The 22775-nt window shown below is 70.6% G+C and carries 23 protein-coding genes; 9 read left to right on the plus strand and 14 right to left on the minus strand.

Going from position 1 to position 22775, the window contains the following annotated elements; genetic code table 11:
• Nucleotides 1–154 precede the first annotated feature (154 nt).
• Genes SSP29_RS29450 through SSP29_RS29465 form a run of 4 tightly spaced genes read left to right on the plus strand, consistent with a single transcriptional unit; the run spans nt 155 to nt 3515 of the window.
• On the plus strand, nt 155–1120 hold the full coding sequence (locus tag SSP29_RS29450) for an ABC transporter substrate-binding protein (RefSeq protein ID WP_089103872.1): 966 nt from the start codon (nt 155–157) through the stop codon (nt 1118–1120).
• Nucleotides 1121–1125: 5 nt separating this feature from the next.
• The gene (locus tag SSP29_RS29455) at nt 1126–1899 is read left to right on the plus strand and encodes an ABC transporter permease (RefSeq protein ID WP_089103873.1); all 774 of its coding nucleotides are present in this window, start codon (nt 1126–1128) and stop codon (nt 1897–1899) included.
• Nucleotides 1896–2672 carry an ABC transporter permease gene (locus SSP29_RS29460; protein WP_089103874.1) on the plus strand — a complete coding sequence of 259 codons (777 nt, stop codon included), beginning with the start codon at nt 1896–1898 and terminating at the stop codon, nt 2670–2672. The genes SSP29_RS29455 and SSP29_RS29460 overlap by 4 nt, the downstream gene beginning before the upstream one ends.
• A 24-nt stretch (nt 2673–2696) precedes the next feature.
• Nucleotides 2697–3515 (plus strand): ABC transporter ATP-binding protein, encoded by an 819-nt coding sequence (locus SSP29_RS29465; RefSeq protein WP_174856022.1) that lies wholly within the window; start codon nt 2697–2699, stop codon nt 3513–3515.
• Here SSP29_RS29465 and SSP29_RS29470 read toward each other — a convergent pair.
• From SSP29_RS29470 to SSP29_RS29515, 10 genes are all read right to left on the minus strand, one after another.
• Nucleotides 3484–5628 carry a discoidin domain-containing protein gene (locus tag SSP29_RS29470; protein WP_438363817.1) on the minus strand — a complete coding sequence of 715 codons (2145 nt, stop codon included), beginning with the start codon at nt 5626–5628 and terminating at the stop codon, nt 3484–3486. The two genes, SSP29_RS29465 and SSP29_RS29470, sit on opposite strands and share 32 nt — an antisense overlap.
• 87 nt (nt 5629–5715) lie before the next feature.
• Complete coding sequence (locus SSP29_RS29475; protein ID WP_089103876.1) at nt 5716–7323, minus strand: glycoside hydrolase family 13 protein; 1608 nt, start codon at nt 7321–7323, stop codon at nt 5716–5718.
• Between the two features lie 31 nt (nt 7324–7354).
• Complete coding sequence (locus SSP29_RS29480) at nt 7355–8236, minus strand: carbohydrate ABC transporter permease (protein WP_089103877.1); 882 nt, start codon at nt 8234–8236, stop codon at nt 7355–7357.
• Nucleotides 8233–9192, minus strand: coding sequence for a carbohydrate ABC transporter permease (locus SSP29_RS29485; protein WP_089103878.1), 960 nt, complete (start codon nt 9190–9192; stop codon nt 8233–8235). Before SSP29_RS29485 ends, SSP29_RS29480 begins: the two co-directional genes overlap by 4 nt.
• A gap of 5 nt (nt 9193–9197) precedes the next feature.
• Nucleotides 9198–10550 (minus strand): ABC transporter substrate-binding protein, encoded by a 1353-nt coding sequence (locus SSP29_RS29490; RefSeq protein WP_089103879.1) that lies wholly within the window; start codon nt 10548–10550, stop codon nt 9198–9200.
• A gap of 142 nt (nt 10551–10692) precedes the next feature.
• Nucleotides 10693–11688, minus strand: a complete 996-nt coding sequence (locus SSP29_RS29495) for a LacI family DNA-binding transcriptional regulator (protein ID WP_089103880.1) — start codon at nt 11686–11688, stop codon at nt 10693–10695.
• Nucleotides 11689–11746: 58 nt separating this feature from the next.
• Nucleotides 11747–12562, minus strand: a complete 816-nt coding sequence (locus SSP29_RS29500) for an ABC transporter permease (protein WP_089103881.1) — start codon at nt 12560–12562, stop codon at nt 11747–11749.
• 11 nt (nt 12563–12573) lie between these two features.
• Nucleotides 12574–13437, minus strand: a complete 864-nt coding sequence (locus tag SSP29_RS29505) for an ABC transporter permease (protein WP_089103882.1) — start codon at nt 13435–13437, stop codon at nt 12574–12576.
• A 3-nt stretch (nt 13438–13440) separates the two neighbouring features.
• Nucleotides 13441–14631 carry an ABC transporter substrate-binding protein gene (locus SSP29_RS29510; RefSeq protein WP_089103883.1) on the minus strand — a complete coding sequence of 397 codons (1191 nt, stop codon included), beginning with the start codon at nt 14629–14631 and terminating at the stop codon, nt 13441–13443.
• Between the two features lie 76 nt (nt 14632–14707).
• Nucleotides 14708–15739 carry an ABC transporter ATP-binding protein gene (locus tag SSP29_RS29515; protein WP_089103884.1) on the minus strand — a complete coding sequence of 344 codons (1032 nt, stop codon included), beginning with the start codon at nt 15737–15739 and terminating at the stop codon, nt 14708–14710.
• 123 nt (nt 15740–15862) lie between these two features.
• On the opposite strand from SSP29_RS29515, the gene SSP29_RS29520 reads away from it, so the two are divergent.
• Entirely contained in the window at nt 15863–16603 is a 741-nt protein-coding gene (locus SSP29_RS29520; protein ID WP_089103885.1) for a FadR/GntR family transcriptional regulator, read from the plus strand.
• Nucleotides 16604–16641: 38 nt separating this feature from the next.
• A complete protein-coding gene (locus SSP29_RS29525; protein WP_089103886.1) occupies nt 16642–17421 on the plus strand; it encodes a cache domain-containing protein in 780 nt (259 codons plus the stop codon).
• Nucleotides 17422–17506: 85 nt separating this feature from the next.
• Here the strand turns inward: SSP29_RS29525 and SSP29_RS29530 are convergent, their stop codons facing one another.
• A complete protein-coding gene (locus SSP29_RS29530; protein WP_150135147.1) occupies nt 17507–18175 on the minus strand; it encodes an MmyB family transcriptional regulator in 669 nt (222 codons plus the stop codon).
• A 255-nt stretch (nt 18176–18430) separates the two neighbouring features.
• On the opposite strand from SSP29_RS29530, the gene SSP29_RS29535 reads away from it, so the two are divergent.
• Together SSP29_RS29535 and SSP29_RS29540 are read left to right on the plus strand one after the other, a co-directional pair.
• Complete coding sequence (locus tag SSP29_RS29535; RefSeq protein WP_089103888.1) at nt 18431–19087, plus strand: helix-turn-helix domain-containing protein; 657 nt, start codon at nt 18431–18433, stop codon at nt 19085–19087.
• A gap of 46 nt (nt 19088–19133) precedes the next feature.
• Nucleotides 19134–19673: a toxin-antitoxin system, toxin component gene (locus SSP29_RS29540; RefSeq protein ID WP_089104124.1), complete on the plus strand. Its 540-nt coding sequence runs from the start codon at nt 19134–19136 to the stop codon at nt 19671–19673.
• Between the two features lie 31 nt (nt 19674–19704).
• Here SSP29_RS29540 and SSP29_RS29545 read toward each other — a convergent pair whose 3' ends face one another.
• Nucleotides 19705–20715, minus strand: a complete 1011-nt coding sequence (locus tag SSP29_RS29545; RefSeq protein ID WP_089103889.1) for an alpha/beta fold hydrolase — start codon at nt 20713–20715, stop codon at nt 19705–19707.
• Nucleotides 20716–20971: 256 nt separating this feature from the next.
• Between SSP29_RS29545 and SSP29_RS29550 the strand changes: the two genes are divergently transcribed.
• A complete protein-coding gene (locus SSP29_RS29550) occupies nt 20972–21199 on the plus strand; it encodes a hypothetical protein (RefSeq protein ID WP_089104125.1) in 228 nt (75 codons plus the stop codon).
• Nucleotides 21200–21213: 14 nt separating this feature from the next.
• Here SSP29_RS29550 and SSP29_RS29555 read toward each other — a convergent pair whose 3' ends face one another.
• Both SSP29_RS29555 and SSP29_RS29560 read right to left on the minus strand, forming a co-directional pair.
• The gene (locus tag SSP29_RS29555) at nt 21214–21894 is read right to left on the minus strand and encodes a 4'-phosphopantetheinyl transferase family protein (RefSeq protein ID WP_089103890.1); all 681 of its coding nucleotides are present in this window, start codon (nt 21892–21894) and stop codon (nt 21214–21216) included.
• Nucleotides 21842–22747, minus strand: coding sequence for a metallophosphoesterase family protein (locus tag SSP29_RS29560; RefSeq protein WP_089103891.1), 906 nt, complete (start codon nt 22745–22747; stop codon nt 21842–21844). The genes SSP29_RS29555 and SSP29_RS29560 overlap by 53 nt, the downstream gene beginning before the upstream one ends.
• Between the last annotated feature and the right edge of the window lie 28 nt (nt 22748–22775).

Genomic DNA, 22775 nt, shown 5'->3' on the forward strand with positions numbered 1-22775 from the left:
AGAGCGCGGTTCGATAACTGTCAACAATTTTGTCAGCTAAACCCATTGACCGGGTTGTGCGGCCGGTTCTACGTTCCCGCTGAGCACCAACCGAGCACCAGTGTGCGCACAGCGCACAGCCTGTCGGAACACCGTTGTCTGCACAGGAGGAGCCATGCGTCGTCTGCTCGCCGGTCTCGCGACCGGCACCTTCCTGCTCGCCACGGCGGCCTGCGGCTCCTCCGGGAGCTCGTCGTCCACCTCGCCCTCGTCGGGCGGCACCACCACCGTCAAGGTGGGGATCATCCCCATCGTCGACGTGGCCCCCCTCTACCTCGGTCAGAAGGAGGGCTTCTTCAGCAAGCGCGGCCTGAAACTGTCGATGACACTCGCCCAGGGCGGCGCGGCCATCGTCCCGGGTGTGACGAGCGGTCAGTTCCAGTTCGGCTTCAGCAACATGACCTCGCTGATGATCGCGCAGTCCAGCAACGTGCCGGTGCAGGCGATCGCCAACGGCGTCGCCTCGACGGGCGTGGCGGGCAAGGACTTCGGCGGGCTCGTCGTGAAGAAGGGCAGCAGCATCACGTCGCCCAAACAGCTGGAGGGCAAGAAGGTCGCCGTCAACACGCTGAAGAACATCAACGAGACCGCCGTACGCGAGTCCGTGCGCAAGGCCGGCGGCGACCCGGACAAGGTGCAGTTCGTGGAGCTCGCCTTCGACCAGATGCCGGCCGCCCTCGACAAGGGCCAGATCGACGCCGCGATGGCGGTCGAACCGGCCCTTGCGACCATGAAGCTCCAGGGCGCCACCGAGATCGCCTCACCGCTCGTCGACGTGGCGGAGAACCTCACCGTCGCCATGTACTTCACCTCGACGTCGTACGCGCAGAAGAACCCCGGCGTCGTGACGAAGTTCCAGGCGGCCGTCGCGGAGTCGCTGTCCTACGCGGACGCGCACCCGGACGAGGTCCGGCAGATCGTCACCACCTACACCAAGACCCCGGCGGACGTCCTCGCCAAGGTGACCCTGCCCAAGTGGCCCGCCGAAGCGAACCGTTCCTCGATCGAGACGCTGGAGAAGCTCAGCGAGCAGGACGGCCTCTTCAAGACGGCACCCGACCTGGACAAGCTGCTGCCGTGAAAGAAGTGAAAGGGCTGAACACCGTGCTCGGCGCGGCCGGGCTCGCGGCCTTCCTCGCCCTCGGCGAGGCGGTGCCGCGGCTCGGCCTGGTCAAGGCCGACTACTTCCCGCCGACCAGCAGGATCGCCCGCGCCCTCGGCACCGAACTCGCCGACAAGGCCTTCTGGTCGGCGCTCGGCGACACCCTGACCGGCTGGGCGGTGGGCCTGGCCGTCGCGGTCGGCGCCGGCATCGTGGCCGGGGTCGTCATCTCGGTCGTCCCGCACCTGCGCGAGGCCACCGCCTCCACGATCGAGTTCCTCCGCCCGATCCCCTCGGTCGCCCTGATCCCGCTCGCGATCCTCCTCTACGGCACCGAACTCCGCTCGGTCCTCCTCCTCGTCGTCTACGCCTCCTTCTGGCAGGTGCTGATCCAGGTGATGTACGGCGTCCAGGACGTCGACCCGGTCGCCGAGGAGACGGCACGGTCGTACGGTCTCGGCACCTGGGCGCGGGTCCGCCATGTGCTGTGGCCGACCGCGCTGCCGTACGTCATGACCGGTGTCCGGCTGGCCGCCGCGGTCGCCCTGATCCTCACCATCACCGCCGAACTGGTCATCGGCGCACCGGGGTTGGGTCAGCAGATCGCGGTCGCGCAGGCATCGCAGGCGGTGCCGGACATGTACGCCCTGATCGTGGTGACCGGGCTGCTCGGGCTGGTCATCAACGTGGGCGCCCGGTCGGTGGAGCGGCGGGCGCTGGCCTGGCACCAGTCGGTGCGCGGGGAGGTGGCGGTGTGAGAGCCGTACTGCTGAGAGTCGGGTACGTCGTCGCCCTGCCCGCCGTCCTGGTCGCGCTGTGGTGGCTGGCCTCCGACGGCAGCACGAACGTCTACTGGCCGCCGCTGCGCACGATCCTTAAGACCTTCCCGGACGTGTGGACCGGGCAGCGGCTCCACGACGACCTGCTGCGCAGCGTGCTGCGGCTGCTCGCCGGATACGCGTCGGCGGCCGTCCTGGGCGTGGCCCTGGGCACGGTCATCGGCTCGTACCGGCGGGTGCGGGCGGTGTGCGAACCCGTCCTGGAGTTCCTGCGAGCGGTTCCGCCACCGGTGCTCGTCCCGGTCATCATGCTGTTCGCGGGCATCGGCGACTCCATGAAGATCGTGGTGATCGCCAGCGGCTGCGTCTGGCCGATCCTGCTCAACACGGTCGAGGGCGTACGGGCGGTCGACCCGGTGATGGCGGAGACGGCCCGTTCCTACGGCATCACGGGCCCGGCCCGGCTGCGTACGCTGGTACTGCGTTCGGCGAGTCCGCAGATCTTCGCGGGCCTGCGGCAGGCGCTGTCGATCGGGATCATCCTGATGGTCATCAGCGAGATGTCCGCTGCCAGCAACGGGCTCGGCTTCACCATCGTGCAGTTCCAGCGCAGCTTCGCGATCCCCGACATGTGGACCGGGATCCTGCTGCTGGGCCTGCTCGGCTTCGCGCTGTCGGTGGTCTTCCAGGTGGTCGAGCGGCGGATGCTCGGCTGGTACCACGGACTGCGCGCGACAACCCGGCGGTCCTGAATGAACCTCGCGAAGGGGCGGTCCATGCTCGACGTACGCGGCCTGCAGAAGGTCTACGACGGATCCGGCCGCCGCATCGAGGCGGTGCGGGACCTCACCTTCACCGTGGAGGCGGGCGAACTCGTCTGTCTGGTCGGCCCGTCGGGCTGCGGCAAGACCACCCTGCTGAAGTGCATGGGCGGCCTGCTCACCCCGACGGGAGGCGAAGTCCTCCTGGAGGGGCGGAAAGTGACCGGGCCGCCGCCCGGGATGGCGTTCGTCTTCCAGGAGTACGGGCGCAGCCTGTTCCCCTGGATGCGGGTCGCCGAGAACGTCGAACTCCCCCTGAAGCAGAAGCACTTGCCGCGCGAGCGGCGGAAGGAGCTGGTCGTCGACGCACTGGACTCGGTCGGTCTCGCGGATGCCGCCGGCGCCTACCCGTGGCAGCTGTCCGGCGGTATGCAGCAGCGGGTGGCGATCGCGCGCGCCCTCGCCTACGAGCCCCAAGTGCTCCTGATGGACGAGCCGTTCGCCGCCGTCGACGCCCAGACCCGGGCCGATCTGGAGGACCTGGTCCGGGGGTTGTGGCGGGAGCGCGGGATCACCATCCTGTTCGTCACCCATGACATCGACGAGGCGGTCTATCTGGGGCAGCGGGTGATCGTCCTGTCCGCCTCCCCGACCGTCGTCCAGGAGCAGCTGAAGGTCGATCTGCCGGACGAGCGGGACCAGTTGCACACGCGGGTCGCCCCGCGCTTCGCCGAGCTGCGGACCCACGTCTACGAGCAGATCCAGGCGGCGAAGCGCGGGGTTCCCCGGGGGGAGGACCGGGTCACGAGGTCAGATACGCCTCCACCTCACTGAACTGGCCCGCCGGCCAGCCGTTGTTGGCGGTGACGGTGAGCCGCAGGTAGCGCAGGTTGGCGGAACCGGGCAGGGGCACGGTGACGGTGTTGCCGGTGGCCGGGTCGAAGCGGTAGCCCGCGGAGCCCACCACGGTCGAGTAGTTCGAGCCGTCGGTGCTGCCGAGGACGGTGATGGTCTGGGTGCGCGCGGCCCAGGCCGAGGACGGGGGCAGCTTCAGCACCAGCCGGCGGGCCGCGTAGGAGGAGCCGAGGTCGACGGTCAGCGACTGCGGGAAGGCGTTGTTGGTGGACTCCCAGTAGCTGTTCGCGTCGCCGTCGACCGCCTTGCCGGGGGTGTAGACGTCCTGCGAGCCGGTGGCGGTCGCCGGGCGGCCCTTGGCGAGGTTGCGGTTCGGGTCCGGGTCGGGGTTGCCCTGCCCCGGCGTCGGCCAGGTCGAGCAGTCCGTCCAGGTGCCGGCCCAGCCGGAGTTGCCGCCGCCGTCGGTGAGCGCGAAGGAGCCGGAGTTCGCCGGGTAGGGGCAGTTGTAGATACCGGCCGCGCCGACGCCGGTGGCGGTGACGTTGCGGAAGGTGGCGGCGCCCTGCGCCTCGGCCTGCACCACGACCGTCCCGGTGTTCTGCACGGTCGCGCCGGTCACGTTGACGTTCCGGACCGGGTATCCCTGCCCGCCGCCGGAGACGAACTCGAAGGCGCTGTACGGGCTGTTGGTGATCGTGGTGTTGGTGATGTCGACGGTGGCGTTGATGGCGCTGTCGTAGGAGTCGACGCGCAGCGCGCCCATCGGGTGGTTCCAGTTGGGGTTCATCGCGCCGGTGCGCACGAGCGTGTTGCCGTCGACCGTGATGGTGCCGGACAGCGGGGAGAACGGGTCGAGGAACTTCTGGTTGGAGATGGCGATACCGCTGCCGAGGGCGTTGGTGTCGGAGATCAGGTTGTTCTTCACCGAGAGGTCGGTGCCGCCGTAGATGGCGATGCCGTTGGCCAGGTTCGGCTGGGAGATGGTGTTGCCGGTGAAGGCGGAGTTGGTGTCGGGCGAGTTCAGGGACCACATGGCGAGGGAGTCGTCGCCCTGGTTGCGCAGGAAGTTGTTGCGGACCTGGACGCCGTGGGCGTTGCCGTTGAGGTTGAGGCCGTCGGCGGTGGTGTCGAGGATGCGGTTGTTCTCGACGACCAGGTTGTCGTTGTTGCCGGTCAGCCAGAACCCGCACTTGAGGTGCTGGATCCACATGCCGGAGACCGAACTGTTCGGCCCGAGCGAGCCGTTGACGAAGTTGTCCGGGTTGGAGTCGACGCGCTCGGTGACCTCGCCGATGACCGCGAAGTTGTTGATGTGGACGTTCCCGAAGGAGCTGGTCTGGTCGATGAACCGGGAGGTGTGCACGACCGAGTACCAGCTGCCGGCGCCAAGGAGGGTCACGTTCTGTACGCCGCTCAGGGAGGACGTCAGTTTGTAGTCGCCCGGTGGGATCCACACCGTGCCGCCCTGGGCGGCGGAGATGGCGTCCCGGAAGGCCTGGGTGGAGTCGCCGTTGCCGCTGGGGTCGGCGCCCTTGGAGACGACGGAGACCGATCCGGCGGGCTGTGCGGCGGCCGCGGCGACCTGCTCGAAGTCGGCCACGTCGACGGTGACCTGGGTGCCGGTGGACTCGAAGGCGACCTTGTCGCCGGCCTGGATGTTCTGGCCGAGCAGCAGCCGGGCGTTGTCGAAGAAGTGGTGCTGCTTGGCGCCGGCGATCCAGCCGGTGTCGACGTAGGAGTACTTCGACGTGACGGCCAGGGTCTTCGCCAGCTTGACCCCGTTGACGTAGACGTTCAGGGTGCCGGTCTGGCCGTCGGGGACGCTGTAGGAGAGGTTCACGGCGTTGGACGCCTGGGGGGCGGTGAACTCGACGCGCTGCCCGGAGGTCAGGCGGACGGCCTGGCGTCCGGAGGCCTCGGAGGCGAGGGTGCCCTGGGTGTAGTCGGGGCCGATCTTGGTACCCGTTGTGGTCGCCGACTCCGCCTCCACCGAGGAGAAGGGGAGGCTCGCGCCCGCGGCCGCGTGGGCGGCGGGCGCGACGGCGACGAGCATGCCCGCGGCCAGCGCCACGGCGGCCGCGACGGCTGGCATGCTCCTGACAGCTCTGCCTGTGGTGCTCTGCATGTGCTGATCCCTTCGGTGTGGGGGGACGGGGATAGCGAGAGCGGTACCGGCGGCTCAGTCGGTCAGCCAGGCCGCCGTGTCCTGCGGCAGACGTCCTTCGTCGTCCAGCGGGCCGCTGCTGAGCAGGAGTCGGGAGTGGGCGGGGAGTTCGGCGGGGGTCGCTCCGAGGTTGACCACGCATGTCACGCCCTCGGCGCGGGTGAAGGCGAGGACACCCTCGGGGGCGGGCAGCCAGGTCAGCGGGCCGTCGCCGAAGCGCGGGCGCAGGGCGACGGCGCGCTGGTAGAGGGCGAGCACGGAGTCGGCGTCCTCCTGCTGCCGGTCGACCGCGTACGACGCCCAGCCGGCCGGCTGCGGCAGCCACGGCTCCTCGCGCGCGCCGAATCCCGCGTACGGCGCCCCGGCCGCCCAGGGCAGCGGCACCCGGCAGCCGTCCCGGCCGGGGTCGGTGCCGCCGGACCGGAAGTACATCGGGTCCTGGATGCGGTCCACGGGGATCTCGGCCTCGGGCAGCCCCAGCTCCTCGCCCTGGTAGATGTACACGGCGCCGGGCAGGGCCAGGGACAGCAGGGCGGCCGCGCGGGCCCGGCGGGTCCCGAGGGCGAGGTCCGTCGGGACGCCGAAGGCCTTCGCCGCGAAGTCGAAGCCGGTGTCCTCGCGGCCGTACCGGGTGGCCGTGCGGGTCACGTCGTGGTTGCACAGCACCCAGGTGGCGGGGGCGCCGACCGGGGCGTGCTCGGCGAGGGTGGTGTCGATCGAGTTCCGCAGCCGGGCCGCGTCCCAGGGGCAGGACAGGAAGGAGAAGTTGAAGGCGGTGTGGAGTTCGTCGGGGCGCAGGTAGCGGGCGAAGCGTTCGGCGTCGGGGAGCCAGACCTCGCCGACGAAGACACCGTCGTAGGTGTCGGCCACGGCCCGCCAGGAGCGGTAGATGTCGTGGAGTTCGTCGCGGTCGACGAAGGGGTGGGGGTGCGGGTGCGAGGCCAGGTCGGGCAGGTCCGGGTCCTTGGCGAGCAGGGCGGCCGAGTCGATGCGGACGCCCGCGACGCCCCGCTCGAACCAGAAGCGCAGGATGTCCTCGTGTTCCTGGTGAACGGCCGGGTGGGCCCAGTTGAGGTCGGGCTGTTCGGGGGTGAAGAGGTGCAGGTACCACTCGCCGTCGGGCAGCCGGGTCCAGACCGGTTCGGTGGAGCCGACGAACTGCGACGGCCAGTCGTTGGGCGGGAGGTCGCCGTTCGGGCCGCGGCCGGGCCGGAAGTGGAACAGCTCGCGCTCCGGGCTGCCCGGTCCGGCGGCCAACGCGGCCTGGAACCACGGATGTTGGTCGGAGACGTGGTTGGGGACGATGTCGACGATCGTCCGGATGCCCAGCTCCCGGGCCTCCGAGATGAGTTTCTCGGCCTCGGCGAGGGTGCCGAAGGCCGGGTCGATCGCCCGGTAGTCGGCGACGTCGTAACCGCCGTCCTTCATGGGTGACGGGTACCAGGGGCTGAACCACAGTGCGTCCACGCCGAGTTCGGCGAGGTACGGCAGCTTGGCGCGGACGCCCGCGAGGTCGCCGGTGCCGTCGCCGTCGTTGTCGGCGAAGCTGCGGACGTACACCTGGTAGATGACGGCCGAACGCCACCAGTTCTGGTCCTTCGGGGCATGGCTGGGCTGTCCCACTGTGCGAACCTTTCTGTCGGAGGAAGGGCCGTCAGCCCTTGGTGCTGCCCGCGCTGATTCCGGCGATGATGTGCCGCTGGAAGACGAGGAACAGCGCGACCATCGGGATGCTGGCGATCACCATCGCGGCGATGAGCACGGTGAGCTGGATGTTCTGCGACAGCTGGACCAGGGCCACGCTGATGGGCTGCTTGTCGGTGTCGGAGAAGACCATCAGCGGCCACAGGAAGTCCTGCCAGACCGCGACCAGGGCGAAGATCGACACCACCCCGAGAACCGGACGGGACATGGGCAGGACCACGGACCAGAGGATGCGCAGCTTTCCGGCGCCGTCGATCTCGGCGGCCTCCAGCACGTCGCGGGGCAGCTGGTCGAAGAACCTTTTCAACAGATACAGGTTGAAGGCGTTGGCGACGGCCGGCAGCCAGATGCCGAGCGGGTCGTTGAGCAGGCTGGTGTGGATGAACGGCAGGTCGGCGGCGGTCAGGTACTTGGGTACGACCAGAGCCTGGGCCGGGACCATCAGGGTGGCCAGGATGCCGCCGAGGATCACGTTGCCGAAGGCCGGCTTCAGCCTCGACAGGGCGTAGGCGGCGGCCGTGCAGAACACCAGCTGGAAGGCCCAGGCGCCGGCGGCCTGCACCACCGTGTTCCACAGGTGCTCCGGGAGCTGCATCAGGTCCCAGGCGTCGGTGTAGCCGGACAGGTGCCAGTGCTCGGGGACGACGGTGGGCGGGGTCTGGGCGACCTCGTCCGGCGACTTCATCGCCCCGGTCACCATCCAGTACACGGGGAAGAGGAAGGCGAGCGCGAAGAGGAGGACGACACCGGTGAAGACGGTCCAGTAGGCCGCCCTCCCGCGCGGCCGGGCCAGCGTCGCCGGCGAGATCAGGGTGCGGGTGGCGCTGCTCATCCGTCCTCCCCGGAGCGGGTCAGCCGCAGGTACCCGGCCGAGAAGATGCCGAGCAGCACCAGGAGCATCACGCTGAGCGCGCAGGCGCCGCCGAAGTCGTTGTAGAGGAACGCGTACTTGTAGATCAGGTAGAGCACGGTGACCGTGGCGTTCTCCGGGCCGCCCCCCGTGATGACGAACGGTTCGGTGAACACCTGCATGGTGGCGATGATCTGAAGGAGCATCAGCATGAGGATGACGAACCGGGTCTGGGGGATCGTCACGTGCCGGATGCGCTGGAGGAGATTCGCGCCGTCGAGTTCGGCGGCCTCGTACAGCTCGCCGGGGATGGACTGGAGGGCAGCCAGGTAGATCAGGACGGTGCCGCCCATGTTGGCCCAAGTCGCCACGATCACCAGGGAGATGAGAGCGGTGCCGGTGCCGTTGGTCCAGTTCGAGGTGGGCAGGTGCAGGAAGCGCAGGGTCTCGTTGGCGAGGCCGGCGCCCGGGTCGTAGAACCACTTCCACAGCAGGGCGCTGACCACCGGCGGGATCATCACCGGGAGGTAGACCACGACCCGGAAGAACGCCTTCGCGTGCCGCAGTTCGTTCAGGACCAGGGCGAGGACGAACGGGATCGCGAAGCCGATCAGCAGGGCCAGCAGCGTGAAGGTGAGGGTGTTGCGCCAGGCCGCCGAGAACTCGGGGTCGTGCAGGACCCGGGTGAAGTTGGCGGTGCCGACCCACTCGGCGGACGAGCCCGGCGTGTACTTCTGGAAGGAGATCACGACCGCGCGGATCGCCGGGTACCAGGAGAACAGGGCGAAGCAGATCAGTCCGCCGAGCAGGAAGCCGTAGGCGCGGACCTGGTCGGTGATCCGGCGCCGCCTCCGGTCCCCTGCCGGAGGCGGCGCCGGGGCCTGTCGTACGGCGACCGCCGCCGTGGCGGCGGGTCGTCGTGCGGCCGTCTTGGTCATCGCGGTCAGCCCCGGGCCAGGATGCCGTTGATCTTGTCGTTGGCGTCCTTGAGGAGCTGGTCGATGTCGGCGTCCTTCTTGGTGAGGACGGCGGAGACGGTGCCGTCGAGGACGGAGTAGATCTGCTGGGCGTCCGGCGGCTCGATCTTCATCTGCAGGGACTGGTTGCCGTTCAGGAACGCCTGGTAGTTCTCCACCGGCACGTTCGAGTTGGCCTTCTTGACCGCCTGGTCCTTGGCGTCGGCGGCGCCGGTGAACAGGCGCGGCTCGGGCAGGCCGACCGGCGCGTTGTTCTTCTTGGCGCGGGCGTAGTCGCCGAGGAAGCCGTCACCGGGGGTGAGGAACATGGAGTCGAGCCACTTGAGGCCGGCGCGGATCTGGGCGGGGGTGTCCTTCTTGTTGAACATGTAGCCGTCGCCGCCGATGAGGGTGCCCTGGCCGCCGGGCATCGGGCCGAGGGCGAGGTCGTTGTAGTTGCCGCCCTTCTCCTTGACCAGGATCGGGATGTTGTCCGGCGCGGAGAGGTACATGCCGAGCTTGCCCGAACCCATCATCTGCTGGACGTCGTTGATGATGAGGAGCTGCTTGCTGCCCATCGAGTTGTCGGTCCAGCGCATGTCGTGCAGGTTCTGCAGGACCGCGTGGCCCTGGGGGGTGTCGACGGTCGCCGTCTTGCCGTCGGCCGACACCACGTCGCCGCCCTGCGAGTACATCTCCGCGGTGAAGTGCCAGCCGCCCTGGTTCTGGGCGCTGTAGTCGGCGTACCCGACGGTCCCGTTGCCGAGCGCGGCGATCTTCTTGGCGTCGGCGCGGACCTCGTCCCAGGTGGTCGGCGGCTGGTCGGGGTCGAGGCCGGCCTGCTGGAAGAGCTTGCGGTTGTAGATCAGGCCCATCGAGTAGCCGGTGCGCGGGATGCCGTAGACCTTGCCGTCGACGGTGTAGATGTCCCGCAGCTGCTTCTGGATGGTGTCGTAGCTCTTCAGGTCCTTGAGGTACGGCGTGAGGTCGGCCGCCTGGTTGATGTCCACGACGTGCTTGGCGTCGGTGAAGTACGTGTAGAACACGTCCTCCATCTGGCCGCCGGCGAGCTTGGCGTCGAAGGTCTTCGGGTCCTGGCAGGGGAACGCGTCGTGCGCGACGACGTCGATGTCCGGGTTCTTCTTCTCGAAGGCGGCGATGTCCTGCTCGAAGAACGACCGGTCGACCTTGGCGCTCTTCGGCGGCTCGCAGTTGACGGTGATGCGCGTCTTGCCGCTGCCCGCGTCGTCGCCGCTCGACCCGCAGGCCGAGGCGGAGAGCGCTAGCGAGGAACAGACGCCGAACGCGACGAGAGCACGGCGGAACCCGGTGCTGGACATCGGTGGACCCCCCAGAACAGGAGCAGTTGGGCGCCGCACCGGGACCGGTGGGCGCCGCACACTCAAGCACCGGCAGCACCGCCGCGCAAGATGTCGCGCAGAATCTGTAATTATTCGACAGAGGGATGGGATCTACTGTGGCTCAGGCTTTCGGCGCTTGCGCGGTCGACCCCCTGACAACCAGCTCCGGCTCGAACAGCAACTCCTCCGCCGGGACCACCGTGCCGCCGATCTGAGCGTTCAGCAGTTCGACGGCGGCCCGACCCATGGCCTCGATGGGCTGGCGGACAGTGGTGAGCGGGGGCTCGGTGCAGTTCATGAACGCGGAGTCGTCGTAGCCGACGACCGACACCCGGGACGGGACGTCCAGGCCCTTGCGGCGGGCCGCCCTGATCGCCCCCAGCGCCAGGGGGTCGCTGGCACAGATGATGCCGGTGATGCCCTGGTCGATGAGGCGCGTGGCGGCCGCGTGACCGCCCTCGATCGAGAACATGGCCCGGGCGACGTTCGCGTCCGGGAGGTCGCCCATGGCGCGCGCGGCGGCCAGCTTGCGTGCCGACGGCACGTGGTCGGCGGGGCCGAGGACGAGTCCGATCCGCTCGTGGCCGAGGGAGGCGAGGTGCCGCCAGGCCTGTTCCACCGCGACGGCGTCGTCGCAGGACACGCCGGGGAAGCCGAGATGGTCGATGGCCGCGTTGACCAGCACCACCGGGATGTTGCGGTCGGCGAGCAGCCGGTAGTGGTCGTGCGGTGCGTCGGCCTGGGCGAAGAGACCGCCGGCGAACACCACGCCGGAGACCTGCTGTTGCAGCAGCAACTCCACGTAGTCCGCCTCGGAGACCCCGCCCTTGGTCTGCGTGCACAGCACCGGCGTGAGGCCGAGCTGGGCCAGGGCGCCGCCGATGACCTCGGCGAACGCCGGGAAGATGGGGTTCTGCAGCTCGGGCAGGACCAGACCGACGAGCCTGGCGCGTTCACCGCGCAGCTGGGTGGGGCGCTCGTAGCCGAGCACGTCGAGGGCGGAGAGCACCGCCTGCCGGGTCGCCTCGGAGACCCCGGGCTTGCCGTTGAGCACCCGGCTGACCGTGGCCTCGCTGACCCCGACCTTTTTGGCTACTTCCGCAAGTCGTCGCGTCATGCCCGCAAGACTAGCGCAAGATACGCAAGCCTTTTGCGTAACGCCTCAAGGTCGTGGATCAGACGCGGGTGGCGGTCGCCGTGTCCGCCGACAGTCTTTGCGCAACGTAGATCGGGACGACGGACAGCAGTACGAGCACGGCCGCCACCACGTTCACCACCGGCGCCTGCTGCGGGCGGGTCATGTTGTCGAAGATCCACAGGGGCAGGGTCTGGACGCCCGGCCCGGCGGTGAAGGTGGTGACCACGATCTCGTCGAAGGAGAGCGCGAAGGCGAGCAGCCCGCCCGCGAGCAGCGCCGAGCGCACCAGCGGGAAGGTGACGTCGACGAACGCGCGGAAGGTGTCGGCGCCCAGGTCGGCCGCCGCCTCCTCGTAGGTGCCCGAGGTGCGGCGCAGCCGGGCGACGACGTTGTTGAAGACGATCACGACACAGAAGGTGGCGTGCCCGACGACCACGGTGAACAGGCCGAGTCCGACGCCGAGCGGCTCCAGGACCGTGCTGAACGCCGAGTTGAGGGCGATGCCGGTGACGATGCCGGGCAGCGCGATCGGCAGGACGACCACGAAGGAGAGGGCGTCCCGGCCGAAGAAGCGGTACCGGGCGACCGCGAACGCGACCAGTGTGCCGAGCACCAGGGCGATCGCGGTGGCCCCGAGCCCCGCCTTGACCGAGGTCCACAGCGCCTCGCGGGCACCGGAGCTGTGCCAGGCGGTGGACCACCAGCGAGTGGTCAGGCCGGGCGGCGGCCAGCTCGCGCTGCGGTCGGGGCTGAGGGAGTTGACGAGGACCAGCAGCAACGGCACGTAGATCACGGCGAAGCCGAGGCCGGCGGCGACGCGCAGCGCGATCCGCGCAGGACGGGAGAGTTGCACGGCGGGCTCCTCTACAGGCTGCTCAACGCCCCCGTCCGCCGCATCGCCAGCAGATACAGCACGATGACGACGACCGGGACGGTGGCGAGGGCGGCGGCCATGGGCAGGTTGAGTTCGATGTTGGCGTAGACGAGGTTGCCGATGAGCTGGCTCTTGCCGCCGACGATCTGCACGGTGATGTAGTCGCCGAGGCTGAGCGAGAACGTGAACACCGAGCCGGCGGTGACCGACGGCAGCACCATCGGCAGCACCACGGACCGGAAGGTCCGGCCGGCGCGGGCGCCCAGGTCGGCCGAGGCGTCAAGGAGGTTGTCGGGCAGCTGCTCCAGCGCGGTGTGGATCGGCAGGATCATGTAGGGCAGCCACAGGTAGGTCAGGGTCAGCACGGTGGCCGGCAGCCCGAAGCCCGGACCGCTCAGCCCGAGGGGCTTGAGCAGCCAGTCGGCGAGCCCGCCCTCGGACAGGATCAGCCGCCACGCGTACACCTTGACCAGGTAACTCGCCCACAGCGGCGTGAGGATGGCGACCACCAGCAGGGGGCGCCGGCTCGGCTTGGCGATGCGGGCGGTGTAGAAGGCGACCGGGAAGGCGATCACCGCGCACAGGGCGGTCACCGCGAGGGCGACGCCGACGCTGCGCAGGATCACCTGCCGGAACACCGGCGTGGTGAACAGTTCGTGGAAGTTGTCGGTCGACCAGACCTTGACGACCTCGGAGGTGAAGGAGTCCGTCGTCCAGAACGCGGAGACGAACAGCACGGCCAGCGAGCCGAGGTAGAGCACGGCCAGCCACAGCAGCGGGGCGGTCAGCAGCAGGGCGAGGCGGAGCCGGGGGCGCCGGTGCAGCGCCCCCGCGGTCCGGGTGAGCAGGGCCATGGGTCAGCCCTTGATCTCGGTCCAGGCCTGCACCCACTTGGCGTACGGCACGCACTTGACGTCGGTGCGGCCGTCCAGGCACTGCTCGATGGGCGTGTTCCAGAAGGCGATGTTCTTCCAGTAGGTCTCGTCGGCCGCGTGGTAGGTGGCGCAGAAGTTCTTGTCGCTGGTCAGGTCGCAGGCCTTGGCGTTGGCCGGGGCCTCGCCGAAGTACTCGGCGACCTCGGCGTTGACCTTCGGGGAGACGATCCAGTTCAGCCACTGGTAGGCGCAGTTGGGGTGCTTGGCCTTGGCGGAGACCATCCAGGTGTCGGACCAGCCGGTGGAACCCTCCTTCGGTACGAAGGCCTTGACCTTCGCGCCCTCGTCGGCGGCCAGGTTGGCGATCACCTGCCAGCTGGTGCCGATGACGGAGTCGCCGCTCTTGAAGGCGGAGATCTCCTTGAGGTAGTCGCTCCAGTACTCGCCGATGTCCGCGTTCTGCTTCTTCAGCAGGGCGACGGCCGCGTCGAACTGCTTCTGGTCGAGCGCGTAGGGGTCCTTGATCTTCAACTCGGGCTTGGTGGCCTTGAGGTAGAGGGCCGCGTCGGCGATGTAGATCGGCGAGTCGTAGGCGGTGACATGGCCCTTGTACGTGCCGGCGTCGTCGAAGACGGCCGACCAGGAGGTGGGCGCGGGACTGACCTTCTGGGTGTTGTACATCAGCAGGTTGGCGCCGCGGCCGTGCGGGATGCCGTACATCTGGCCCTTGACCGAGTTCCAGGCGCCGTTCTTCAGGCCGCTGAAGATGTCCTTGTAGTTCGGTACGAGCTTGGTGTTGACGGGGGCGGCGTCGCCGGAGGCGATCAGGCGCAGGGAGGCGTCGCCGGAGGCGGAGACGGCGTCGTACTGGCCGGTCTTCATCAGCTTGACCATCTCGTCGGAGCTGGCCGCGACCTTGGAGTTGACCTGGCAGCCGGTCTGCTTCTCGAAGTCGGTGACCCAGTCCACCTTGGGGTCGTCGGAGCCGTCCTCGACATAGCCGGCCCAGGCGATCAGGTTGACCTCGCCCTCGCTCTTGCCGAGCTTCGCGAGGGGCTTGAGGTCGGGCGGGTTGAGTCCGGTCGAGGAACCGGAGCCGGAGGAGCCGCAGGCGGTGGCGGCCAGCAGCAGCGCGGCGAAGACGGCCGCGGTGAGGGGGCGGGTGAGGCGCACGACGTACTCCAGGAACGTGAGGGACGGCGGATCCGGACGTGAGGACGGCGGGTCGGTCGCCGTGAGGGCGGGCGGGTCAGTCGGGGACGTGGACGGTGTGCCGGCGCTGCCAGCGCAGCCGGACGCGGGTGCCGCGGTAGCCGGCGACGTCCTCGGCGGAGGTGTCGAGGTTCTGCTGGAGCGCGGTGAGCCGGCCGCCGCCGTCCAGGTCGACCAGGAAGCGGGTGGCGTCGCCGAGGTAGACCACTTCGGCGACGGTGCCCACGGCGGTGTTGTGGCCTTCCTCGTCCGGGTCGGCGGTCTCCTTGAGGACCCGGATCTTCTCGGGCCGGATGCTGTGGGTGCCGCTCTCGCCGAGCACGCGCAGGGCGGCCTCGCCGGTGAGCAGGTTGGAGGTGCCGACGAAGGAGGCGACGAACGCGGTGGCGGGGCGTTCGTAGATCTCGGCGGGGGTGCCGACCTGTTCGATGCGGCCCTGATGGAAGACGGCGACGCGGTCGCTCATCGTCAGGGCCTCCTCCTGGTCGTGGGTGACGAAGACGAAGGTGATGCCCACCTCCCGTTGCAGCGCCTTGAGTTCGATCTGCATCTGCTCGCGCAGCTTGAGGTCGAGGGCGCCGAGCGGCTCGTCGAGGAGCAGCACGCGGGGGCGTCCGACGAGGGCGCGGGCGAGGGCGACGCGCTGACGCTGGCCGCCGGAGAGCTGGGACGGGCGGCGGCCGCCGAAGCCTTCGAGGCGGACCTCGGCGAGGGCCTTGCGGGCCCGGACCAGGCGTTCGGCCTTGGGGACCCGGCGGACCTTGAGGGAGTAGGCGACGTTCTGCTCGACGGTCATGTGCGGGAACAGGGCGTAGTCCTGGAAGACGGTGTGCACGTCCCGTTCGAAGGGGGCGCGGCGGGTGACGTCCTGTCCGGCGAGTTCGATCGTGCCCGAGGTGGGGCTCTCGAAGCCGGCGACCATGCGCAGGACGGTGGTCTTGCCGGACCCGGAGGGGCCGAGCATCGAGAAGAACTCGCCGTCCCGGATCTCCAGGTCGACCCCGGCCACGGCGGTGGTGTCGCCGAACGACTTCCGCAGATCCCGCAACCGGATCGCGCTGGCCTCCATGGGCGGGAACCTTTCTGCCGCTCTCTTGCGTTGCACCTGGTGACCGGAAAGATATGAAGTCATAGTTCAAAGCTCAAGACCCTTCTGAGGTAAAGCTTGGGTCAACGCATAGGGTGGTGGGCCGTGAGACAGCAGCAGACGGACGGCGGCGCCCGAAAGGCCGTCTTCGCCCCGGTGGACAGCGGGGCCCGGGTCGACGCCGTGGTCCGCCGGATCGGCGACGCCATCGACCTCGGCCTGCTCGCCGACGGGGAGCAGCTGCCCGGCGAGACCGAGCTGGCCGGACAGCTCGGGGTGTCCACGGTGACCCTGCGGGAGGCGCTGATGGCACTGCGCCAGCAGGGTCTGGTGGTCACCCGCCGGGGCCGGGGCGGCGGCAGCTTCGTGTCCTCCCCCGAGGTGCCCGACCGGGAGCGGCTCACGGAGCGGCTGCGCGGCTGGAGCCCCGAGGAGCTGCGCGACCTCGGCGACCACTGGGCGGCCCTGTCCGGCACCGCCGCCCACCTCGCCGCCGAGCGCACCGAGGACCACGACCTCGACCAGCTCCGCCGGACCACCGAGGAGCTGCGCGCGGCGCCGGACGCGGCGGCGCGCAGCCGGGTGTACGGCCGCTTCCACGTGGAGCTGGCCGCCGCCGCCCAGTCGGCCCGGCTCACCCGGGAACAGGTCGCGCTCCAGACGGAGATCGGGGCGCTGCTCTGCCTTGTGCTCGGTGACGACGAATATCGTGAAGAGGTGGCGGACCGTCACCGGTCCGTAATCTCCGCCGTGCAGGATGGGGCGCACGCACCGGCCAGGGAGCTGGCCGAGCGGTGCGTACGGGACTCGGCGGCACGGCTCATCGCCCTGCGGCTGGCCCTGTAGCCGCACCGCGCCCGCTCCCCCGTCCGCTGGAGGGCACCATGAGCCGCAGCACCGTCCCCTCCGGCCCGTCGACGGCCACGCTCGACGCCGCCGAGGAGTACGTGGCCGCGCGGGTCGGCCACGCCCTGGAGGCGGTGTTCGACGCCGTCGCGGCCACCCGCGCCGACACGGCCGCGCTGCTGGCCCGGGTGGCCGCGGAGGGCCGCCGGCCGGTGACCGCGGACCTGGCCGCGCTCCGGCCCGGGCTCCATCTGCGGCTGGCCCGGCAGGAACTGGTCTCCGGCGTCGGGTTCGTGGCCGCGCCCGGGGTGCTGGCGGACGTCCCGGCCTGGCTGGAGTGGTGGCAGAGCGACGCCTGCGGGGACGTACGGCCGCTGCTCCTCGACCTCGACCCGCGCACCTCGGCCTACTCCGACTACACGCACTGGGACTGGTTCGCGCTGCCCCGGGACACCGGGCGGCGGGCGGTGGCCGGGCCGTACGTCGACTACCTCTGCTCGGACGAGTACAGCCTCACGCTGTCGGCACCGGTGGAGGTGGGCGGCCGGTTCCTGGGCGTGGCCGCCGCCGACGTGTACCTGCGGCACTTCGAGGCGGCCGCGCTGCCGCTGCTGCGCGAGCTGCCCGGACCCGCGCGGCTGGTCAACGCCCGCGGCCGGGTGGCGGCGTCGGCGGACCCGGCACAGCTCGCCGGTTCACTGACCAGGGGGCCGGACTTCGCGGCGGTCCTGGAGAGCGGGCGGCCGGGCACGTTCGGCGGGGTGCGGCTGGTGCCGTGCCGGGGCGTGCCGCTGGTCCTGGTCGTGGCGGGCGAATGAGACGGAGCAGGGGCGAGGCGGCGGTCGGGACGTCGCCGGCGTCCGGCCCGGCGCCGTCGGCGACCTGAACGCCGACGGTGCCGGGTCAGCCTTCGGGGGCCGGGACGACGGTGAGATGGGCGCCCAGGCCGCCGGGCCGGCGGGAGCGGCGCGGGGCGGCGGGGCGGGGGACGGCGCGCAGCACCAGGGTGTAACGCGCGTAGCCCATGTCCTGAAGGGTCTTGGGGGTCTCGCCGACCACCCGGCACTCGGTGGCGCCCAGCCGCGGGTCCGGGTGCAGCAGCGGCCGGACGGCCCCGTCGAGCTGTGCGCCGTCCTCGCCGACCACGCGCAGCCAGTGCGGCAGGCCCTGCCGGAAGGCGGCCTCCATGATGGGGTCCTGGGCGATCTCCCGGCGGATCGACTGGAGTTCGTGGTCGTGGCCGTACCGCTCCAGTGTGGCCTTGAACTGCGCCAGCATCGGCAGGCACCAGCCCGCCTCGTGGGCGCCGAGGACCGATCCGGCGTCCGGGTGGAACAGGACGAAACGCAGGAAGTTGTCCCCGGGCATCGCCGTCGGATGCGGGGCGACCTCCCGGAAAAGTGTCTCGAACGCGCCGTTGGCCAGCACCACGTCCCAGCGGTGGTCCACCACCAGGGACGGGAAGGGGACCGCGTCCAGCAGTAACGCGTAGTCCTGGAGATACGCCTGGGCCTCGAGACCCTCGGGGACGGGCCGCGGCGCCGGACGCCGCCCACCTGCCTGATATGCCATCGGGAGGTCACCCCTCTTGCCTATGCGGCCTTCTCGCGGCGATGTGATCCTGCTGCCCCACCCTGAGTCATGTCAACTATCGTGGCATTTCATGTCTGTTGACGTCCGAAATTGGCCACAGTTGTGGCGAGACCTGGATGTGAGTTCGAACCACCCGCTAATCTCCGGGGGGTTCATGCCGGGAAGTTCACGGCAGTGCTTGTGAGAAGCCCCTGATTCCCCTTGTTTTTCCTGAGAGACGTAGGAGTTCTGTCGGTGACGGATGGCTACGAGGATCCGGGCGCCGCGGCGACCGCCCAGCTGCCGGCCGCCGTCGCCCGCGTCACCGCGCTCGCCGACCGGCTGGGCGTGCCGCACGCCGAGGTCTTCCACGTCGGACGGCTCTCCTTCGCCTGCGGTGTCCCCGAGCCCGTGGTGCGGGCCCTGCTGACCGGCCGCCCGGCGGGCGAGCCCGATGTCCAGGCCCGCTTCCTGCAACGCCTCGACCTGCTGCGCCGCACCCGGCTCAAGCCGAACGGCCGCAAGCACACCCAGCAGGAGATCGCCGACGGTGCGGGCATGTCCCGGCAGCAGGCCGGCGCCCTGATCAACGGTGACCGGCGGCCGACCATGGAGCACTGCGACGCCCTCCAGCGCTTCTTCCGCGTGCACGCGGGCTTCCTCACCGCCGAGGACCCCGAGGCCCTCGCCGGTGCCCTGCAGCGCGTCGAGCAGGAGCTGCTGCAGAAGCTGGCCGACCGGGAGCGGGCCGCGGCGGAGGCGGCCGTGGACCCGCTGGAGCGGCTGTTGCAGGACCACGGGGTGCGCGGCATCGCGTGGCGGGCCGCGCAGCTGCCCACCGACCAGCACCGGGACAAGGTCGCGGAATGGCTGGACATGCTCCTGGAGAGCGTCAAGCGGCCCGAGTCGTGAGCCGAGAGTCGTGAGCCGAGGGAGAAGAGTGGGCATCGGCAGGGACATGCGCCGGCTGAGCGGTGAGCTGGTCGGGGAGCTGACCCTGCCCGCGCCCGCCCCGCCGCAGGAGCTGTACCGGGCGCTGTGCGACGCGCTGGGCCGCCGCCGCGGCCGCCCCGTCCAGTTCCGTACGGCGGTCTTCCCGCCCGGCACGGCCAGCGGGCTCTGGCTCGACCTGACCGACCGCGACCTGGTCGTCGTCGAGGAACGCACCGTGCCCGACCACCAGTTGGTGATCCTCGGCCATGAACTGTGGCACATGCACGCCGAGCACTGCGGCCATGACATGGAGGGGGTCGGGGTGGCCGCGCGACTCCTCGGCGCGGGCACCGAGGCCGACCAGGCCGCGCTCCAGGCCGCCGTCCAGCGGGTGGCCGCCCGTACCCGCTCCGACCGGGCCGAGGAACGGGACGCGGAGACCTTCGGGCTGCTGCTGGCCAGCAAGTGCCGGACCTGGCTCGCGGGTTCGGCCCTGCGCGGGCCGGTACGGCGGCACGACGTGGCGGGCCGCATCGAGGTGTCGCTGGGGTACCTGGGGAAGTGACACGCCCTCAGCCCGGCCCCTGTCGCCGGGCTCACGTGGCGCTGCGTTCGCTCGCCTCGCGCAGGTCTCGCTGCGCGGCCGGGTCGTGGCCGGTGTCGGGGCGGCCGTCGAGGAGCAGGGTGCGCCAGTGCTCACGGCTCCAGTCCGCCGGGGCGGTGGTGGCGGTGAACTCCTGGACCAGGGCGACGAAGCGGGCCGGGTCGGCGTGGAAGGGGAAGTGCCCGGCGCCCTCGAAGATCTCCAGCCGGGCGCCGGGCATCGCCTCGCGGGCGCGGTGGGCGTGCCGTACCGGGACCACGCTGTCGCGGTCGCCCCACAGGAGCATGGTCGGCATGCCCTCGGTGAGATAGCAGCGGTCCAGCATGGTGACGACCTGGCCGCGCCAGTCGACGACCGCGCGCAGGGTGCGGATGAAGGCGTTGTGGGAGGTCTCGTCGGGGAGCGCGTCGACCAGGGTGAGCAGTTCCGGGGCGTCCTGGCCGAGGCCGGTGTCCAGAAGTCTCAACAGGCGTACAGCCAGGCCCACTTGGAGGCGCATGCCGGGCAACCGCAGTGCGGACAGCAGCAGATGGGCACCGGGCAGCGAGACGAGCCGGAGCACCGGGTTGACCTCGCGGCCCACCCCGCCCGCGCTGACCAGGATGAGCCGCTCGGTGCGCTCGGGGAACTGGTAGGCGAACTGCATCGCGACTCCCCCGCCGAGCGAGTGCCCGACGAGGGTCACGGACTCGATGCCCAGGGTGGTCAGCAGATCCCGCACCCCGTTGGCGTAGGCGGCGACCGAGTAGTCGGCCCGGGGCTTGTCCGACTCGCCGTGGCCGAGCAGGTCGGGGGCGATCACGGTGTGGGTGCGGGCGAGGTCGGGGATGAGTCGTGCCCAGGTCTCCGAGGAGTCCCCGATGCCGTGGATGAGGACCAGGGCGGGCCCTTCGCCGGCGATGCGGTAGGCGCGCCGGTATCCGTGCACGACTCGGTGGCGCGCCACGAGTTCCCCGTCGCCCACCGGGCGCAGGTGCGCGGTGCGCTGCGGACGGCTGGGCATCGCTTCTGTCACGGCTCGGCCTCCCCCGCTGTCCCGGGCCCGCTGCGGCCCGGCCGGATTTCTCTCCTTCCAGGGTAGGAAGACAATTCCCCAGGGAGTTTCGGTGTGGTTTCCGCTCTGCTAAGCGGGCGAACCGAGGCCGGGCGCGGGGGCGTTGTCAGTGGTGGACGGCAAGCTGGGGGGTGCGCACCGCACACGCGGTGTGCGCGCGCCGTCCGGGCGCGTGACCTCGACGACCGACGGGGAGAGCCGACCGATGCACACCGCCGTACTGACCGACCGTGAACGCGCCGCCGTCCAGGCCTATCTGCGCCTGCTGCACACCGTGCGCGCGGCCTTCGACGGGCCGCCCGGCGGCTCGCGCCCCTTCCTGGTGCCGCCGGCCGTGCTCGCCGAGGCCGAGGAGGCCCTGGCCGGGGCCGGACTGGCGGGCAACGAGGAGGCGTTCTTCCGGCTGCTGCACGACTGGTGCCCACCCACCTGAGCCGACGTGGTGCGTCAGGGGTGCGGCACGACCACGGCCGAGGTCAGTATGCCGTGCCCCACGCTCCAGCGGCCCTCGAAGACCTGCAGCCGCCGCCCGCCGACCTCCGGGCCGGGGACGAGGAGGCGGGCCCGCAGGATGCCGTGCGGCCGCTCACCGGGCTCCGGGACGAGCTCGATGTCGGCCTCCATGAAGTCCAGCCACTTCCCGGTGAGGGGGAACCACGCCTTGTAGACGGATTCCTTGGCGCTGAACAGCAGGCGGTCCCAGTGCACGCCGGGCCGCTCGGCCGCGAGCCGGGCGAGCCGCTGCCGCTCGGCGGGCAGCAGCACGGACTCGGCGACGCCCTCGGGAAGCGCGGCGTGCGGTTCGGCGTCGATACCGAGGGAGGCCAGGTCGGCGGCGCGGACCAGGGCGGCGGCGCAGTAGCCCTCGCAGTGGGTCATGCTGCCGGCCAGCCCCTCCGGCCAGCGCGGGGCGCCGCGCTCGCCGCTCACGACGGGCTGCGGCGGGACTCCGAGCTTCTCCATGGCGCTGCGGGCGCAGGCGCGCACGGCGGCGAACTCGCGGCGGCGCTTGGGCACGGCCCGGGCGACCAGCGCCGCCTCCTCGGGGTAGAGCGGGGCCTCGCGGATCGACTCGTCACCGAGCATCTCCACGGCCACCACCGAGTCCGGAAGCAGCTCCTCGATCACCGGTTCCGACCTCCATCGGCAGAATGCGGCGCAGCCGGCCCGGCTCCCCGGAACGCTTGCGCCACTCGCGGGGGTATCCCACGGAGACCTCTTCGAAGCGGACCCCGTCGAGCCAGGTGGTCCGGGGGATGTGCAGATGGCCGTAGACCATGGCCGCGACCCGGAACCGGCGGTGCCAGTCGGCGGTGCGGGTGGTGCCGCACCACATGGCGAACTCCGGGTACCAGAGCACGTCGGTGGGGTGCCGGTCCAGCGGATAGTGCCCCGCCAGCACCGTCGGCAGGTCCTGCGGCAGCTCGGCGAGCCGGCGCTCGGTGGCCTCGATCCGGGCCCGGCACCAGTCCTCGCGGGTCGGGTAGGGGTCGGGGTGCAGCAGGTACTCGTCGTTGCAGACGACGCCGGTGCCGTGCGCGTAGGCGAGGCCCTCCTCCTTGGTGGCGCAGCCGGCCGGCAGGAAGGAGTAGTCGTACAGCAGGAACAGCGGTGCCACGACGACCGGGCCGCCCGGGCCCTCCCAGACCGGGTACGGGTCCTCGGGGGTGACCACGCCCAGTTCCCGGCAGAGGTCGACGAGGTGCTCGTAGCGGGCGACTCCGCGCAGGGTGACCGGGTCCTTGGGGTGGGTCCACAGGTCGTGGTTGCCGGGCGCCCACAGCACCTTGCGGAAGCGGCCCGCAAGGGTCTCCAGCGTCCAGCGGATGTCGGCGACGGTCTCCGCGACGTCGCCGGCGACGATCAGCCAGTCCTCGTCCGTTTCCGGACGCATCTTCTCGACGAGCTCGCGGTTCTCCGGATACGAGATGTGCAGGTCACTGATGGCCAGCAACTGCCCGGCACCGGCCGTGGACTCCACCCCGTACCCCTTCCGATCATGTCGTCGG

This window comes from Streptomyces hyaluromycini, assembly GCF_002217755.1.
Lineage (GTDB): Bacteria > Actinomycetota > Actinomycetes > Streptomycetales > Streptomycetaceae > Streptomyces > Streptomyces hyaluromycini.

Bases quoted from the DNA above. Each gene is read 5' to 3' on its own strand.
- SSP29_RS29450 (WP_089103872.1), top strand. From the start codon at position 155: ATGCGTCGTCTGCTCGCCGGTCTCGCGACCGGCACCTTCCTGCTCGCC.
- SSP29_RS29465 (WP_174856022.1), top strand. From the start codon at position 2,697: ATGCTCGACGTACGCGGCCTGCAGAAGGTCTACGACGGATCCGGCCGC.
- SSP29_RS29470 (WP_438363817.1), bottom strand. From the start codon at position 5,628: ATGCCAGCCGTCGCGGCCGCCGTGGCGCTGGCCGCGGGCATGCTCGTC.
- SSP29_RS29480 (WP_089103877.1), bottom strand. From the start codon at position 8,236: ATGAGCAGCGCCACCCGCACCCTGATCTCGCCGGCGACGCTGGCCCGG.
- SSP29_RS29485 (WP_089103878.1), bottom strand. From the start codon at position 9,192: ATGACCAAGACGGCCGCACGACGACCCGCCGCCACGGCGGCGGTCGCC.
- SSP29_RS29490 (WP_089103879.1), bottom strand. From the start codon at position 10,550: ATGTCCAGCACCGGGTTCCGCCGTGCTCTCGTCGCGTTCGGCGTCTGT.
- SSP29_RS29495 (WP_089103880.1), bottom strand. From the start codon at position 11,688: ATGACGCGACGACTTGCGGAAGTAGCCAAAAAGGTCGGGGTCAGCGAG.
- SSP29_RS29505 (WP_089103882.1), bottom strand. From the start codon at position 13,437: ATGGCCCTGCTCACCCGGACCGCGGGGGCGCTGCACCGGCGCCCCCGG.
- SSP29_RS29515 (WP_089103884.1), bottom strand. From the start codon at position 15,739: ATGGAGGCCAGCGCGATCCGGTTGCGGGATCTGCGGAAGTCGTTCGGC.
- SSP29_RS29525 (WP_089103886.1), top strand. From the start codon at position 16,642: ATGAGCCGCAGCACCGTCCCCTCCGGCCCGTCGACGGCCACGCTCGAC.
- SSP29_RS29530 (WP_150135147.1), bottom strand. From the start codon at position 18,175: ATGGCATATCAGGCAGGTGGGCGGCGTCCGGCGCCGCGGCCCGTCCCC.
- SSP29_RS29540 (WP_089104124.1), top strand. From the start codon at position 19,134: ATGCGCCGGCTGAGCGGTGAGCTGGTCGGGGAGCTGACCCTGCCCGCG.
- SSP29_RS29545 (WP_089103889.1), bottom strand. From the start codon at position 20,715: ATGCCCAGCCGTCCGCAGCGCACCGCGCACCTGCGCCCGGTGGGCGAC.
- SSP29_RS29550 (WP_089104125.1), top strand. From the start codon at position 20,972: ATGCACACCGCCGTACTGACCGACCGTGAACGCGCCGCCGTCCAGGCC.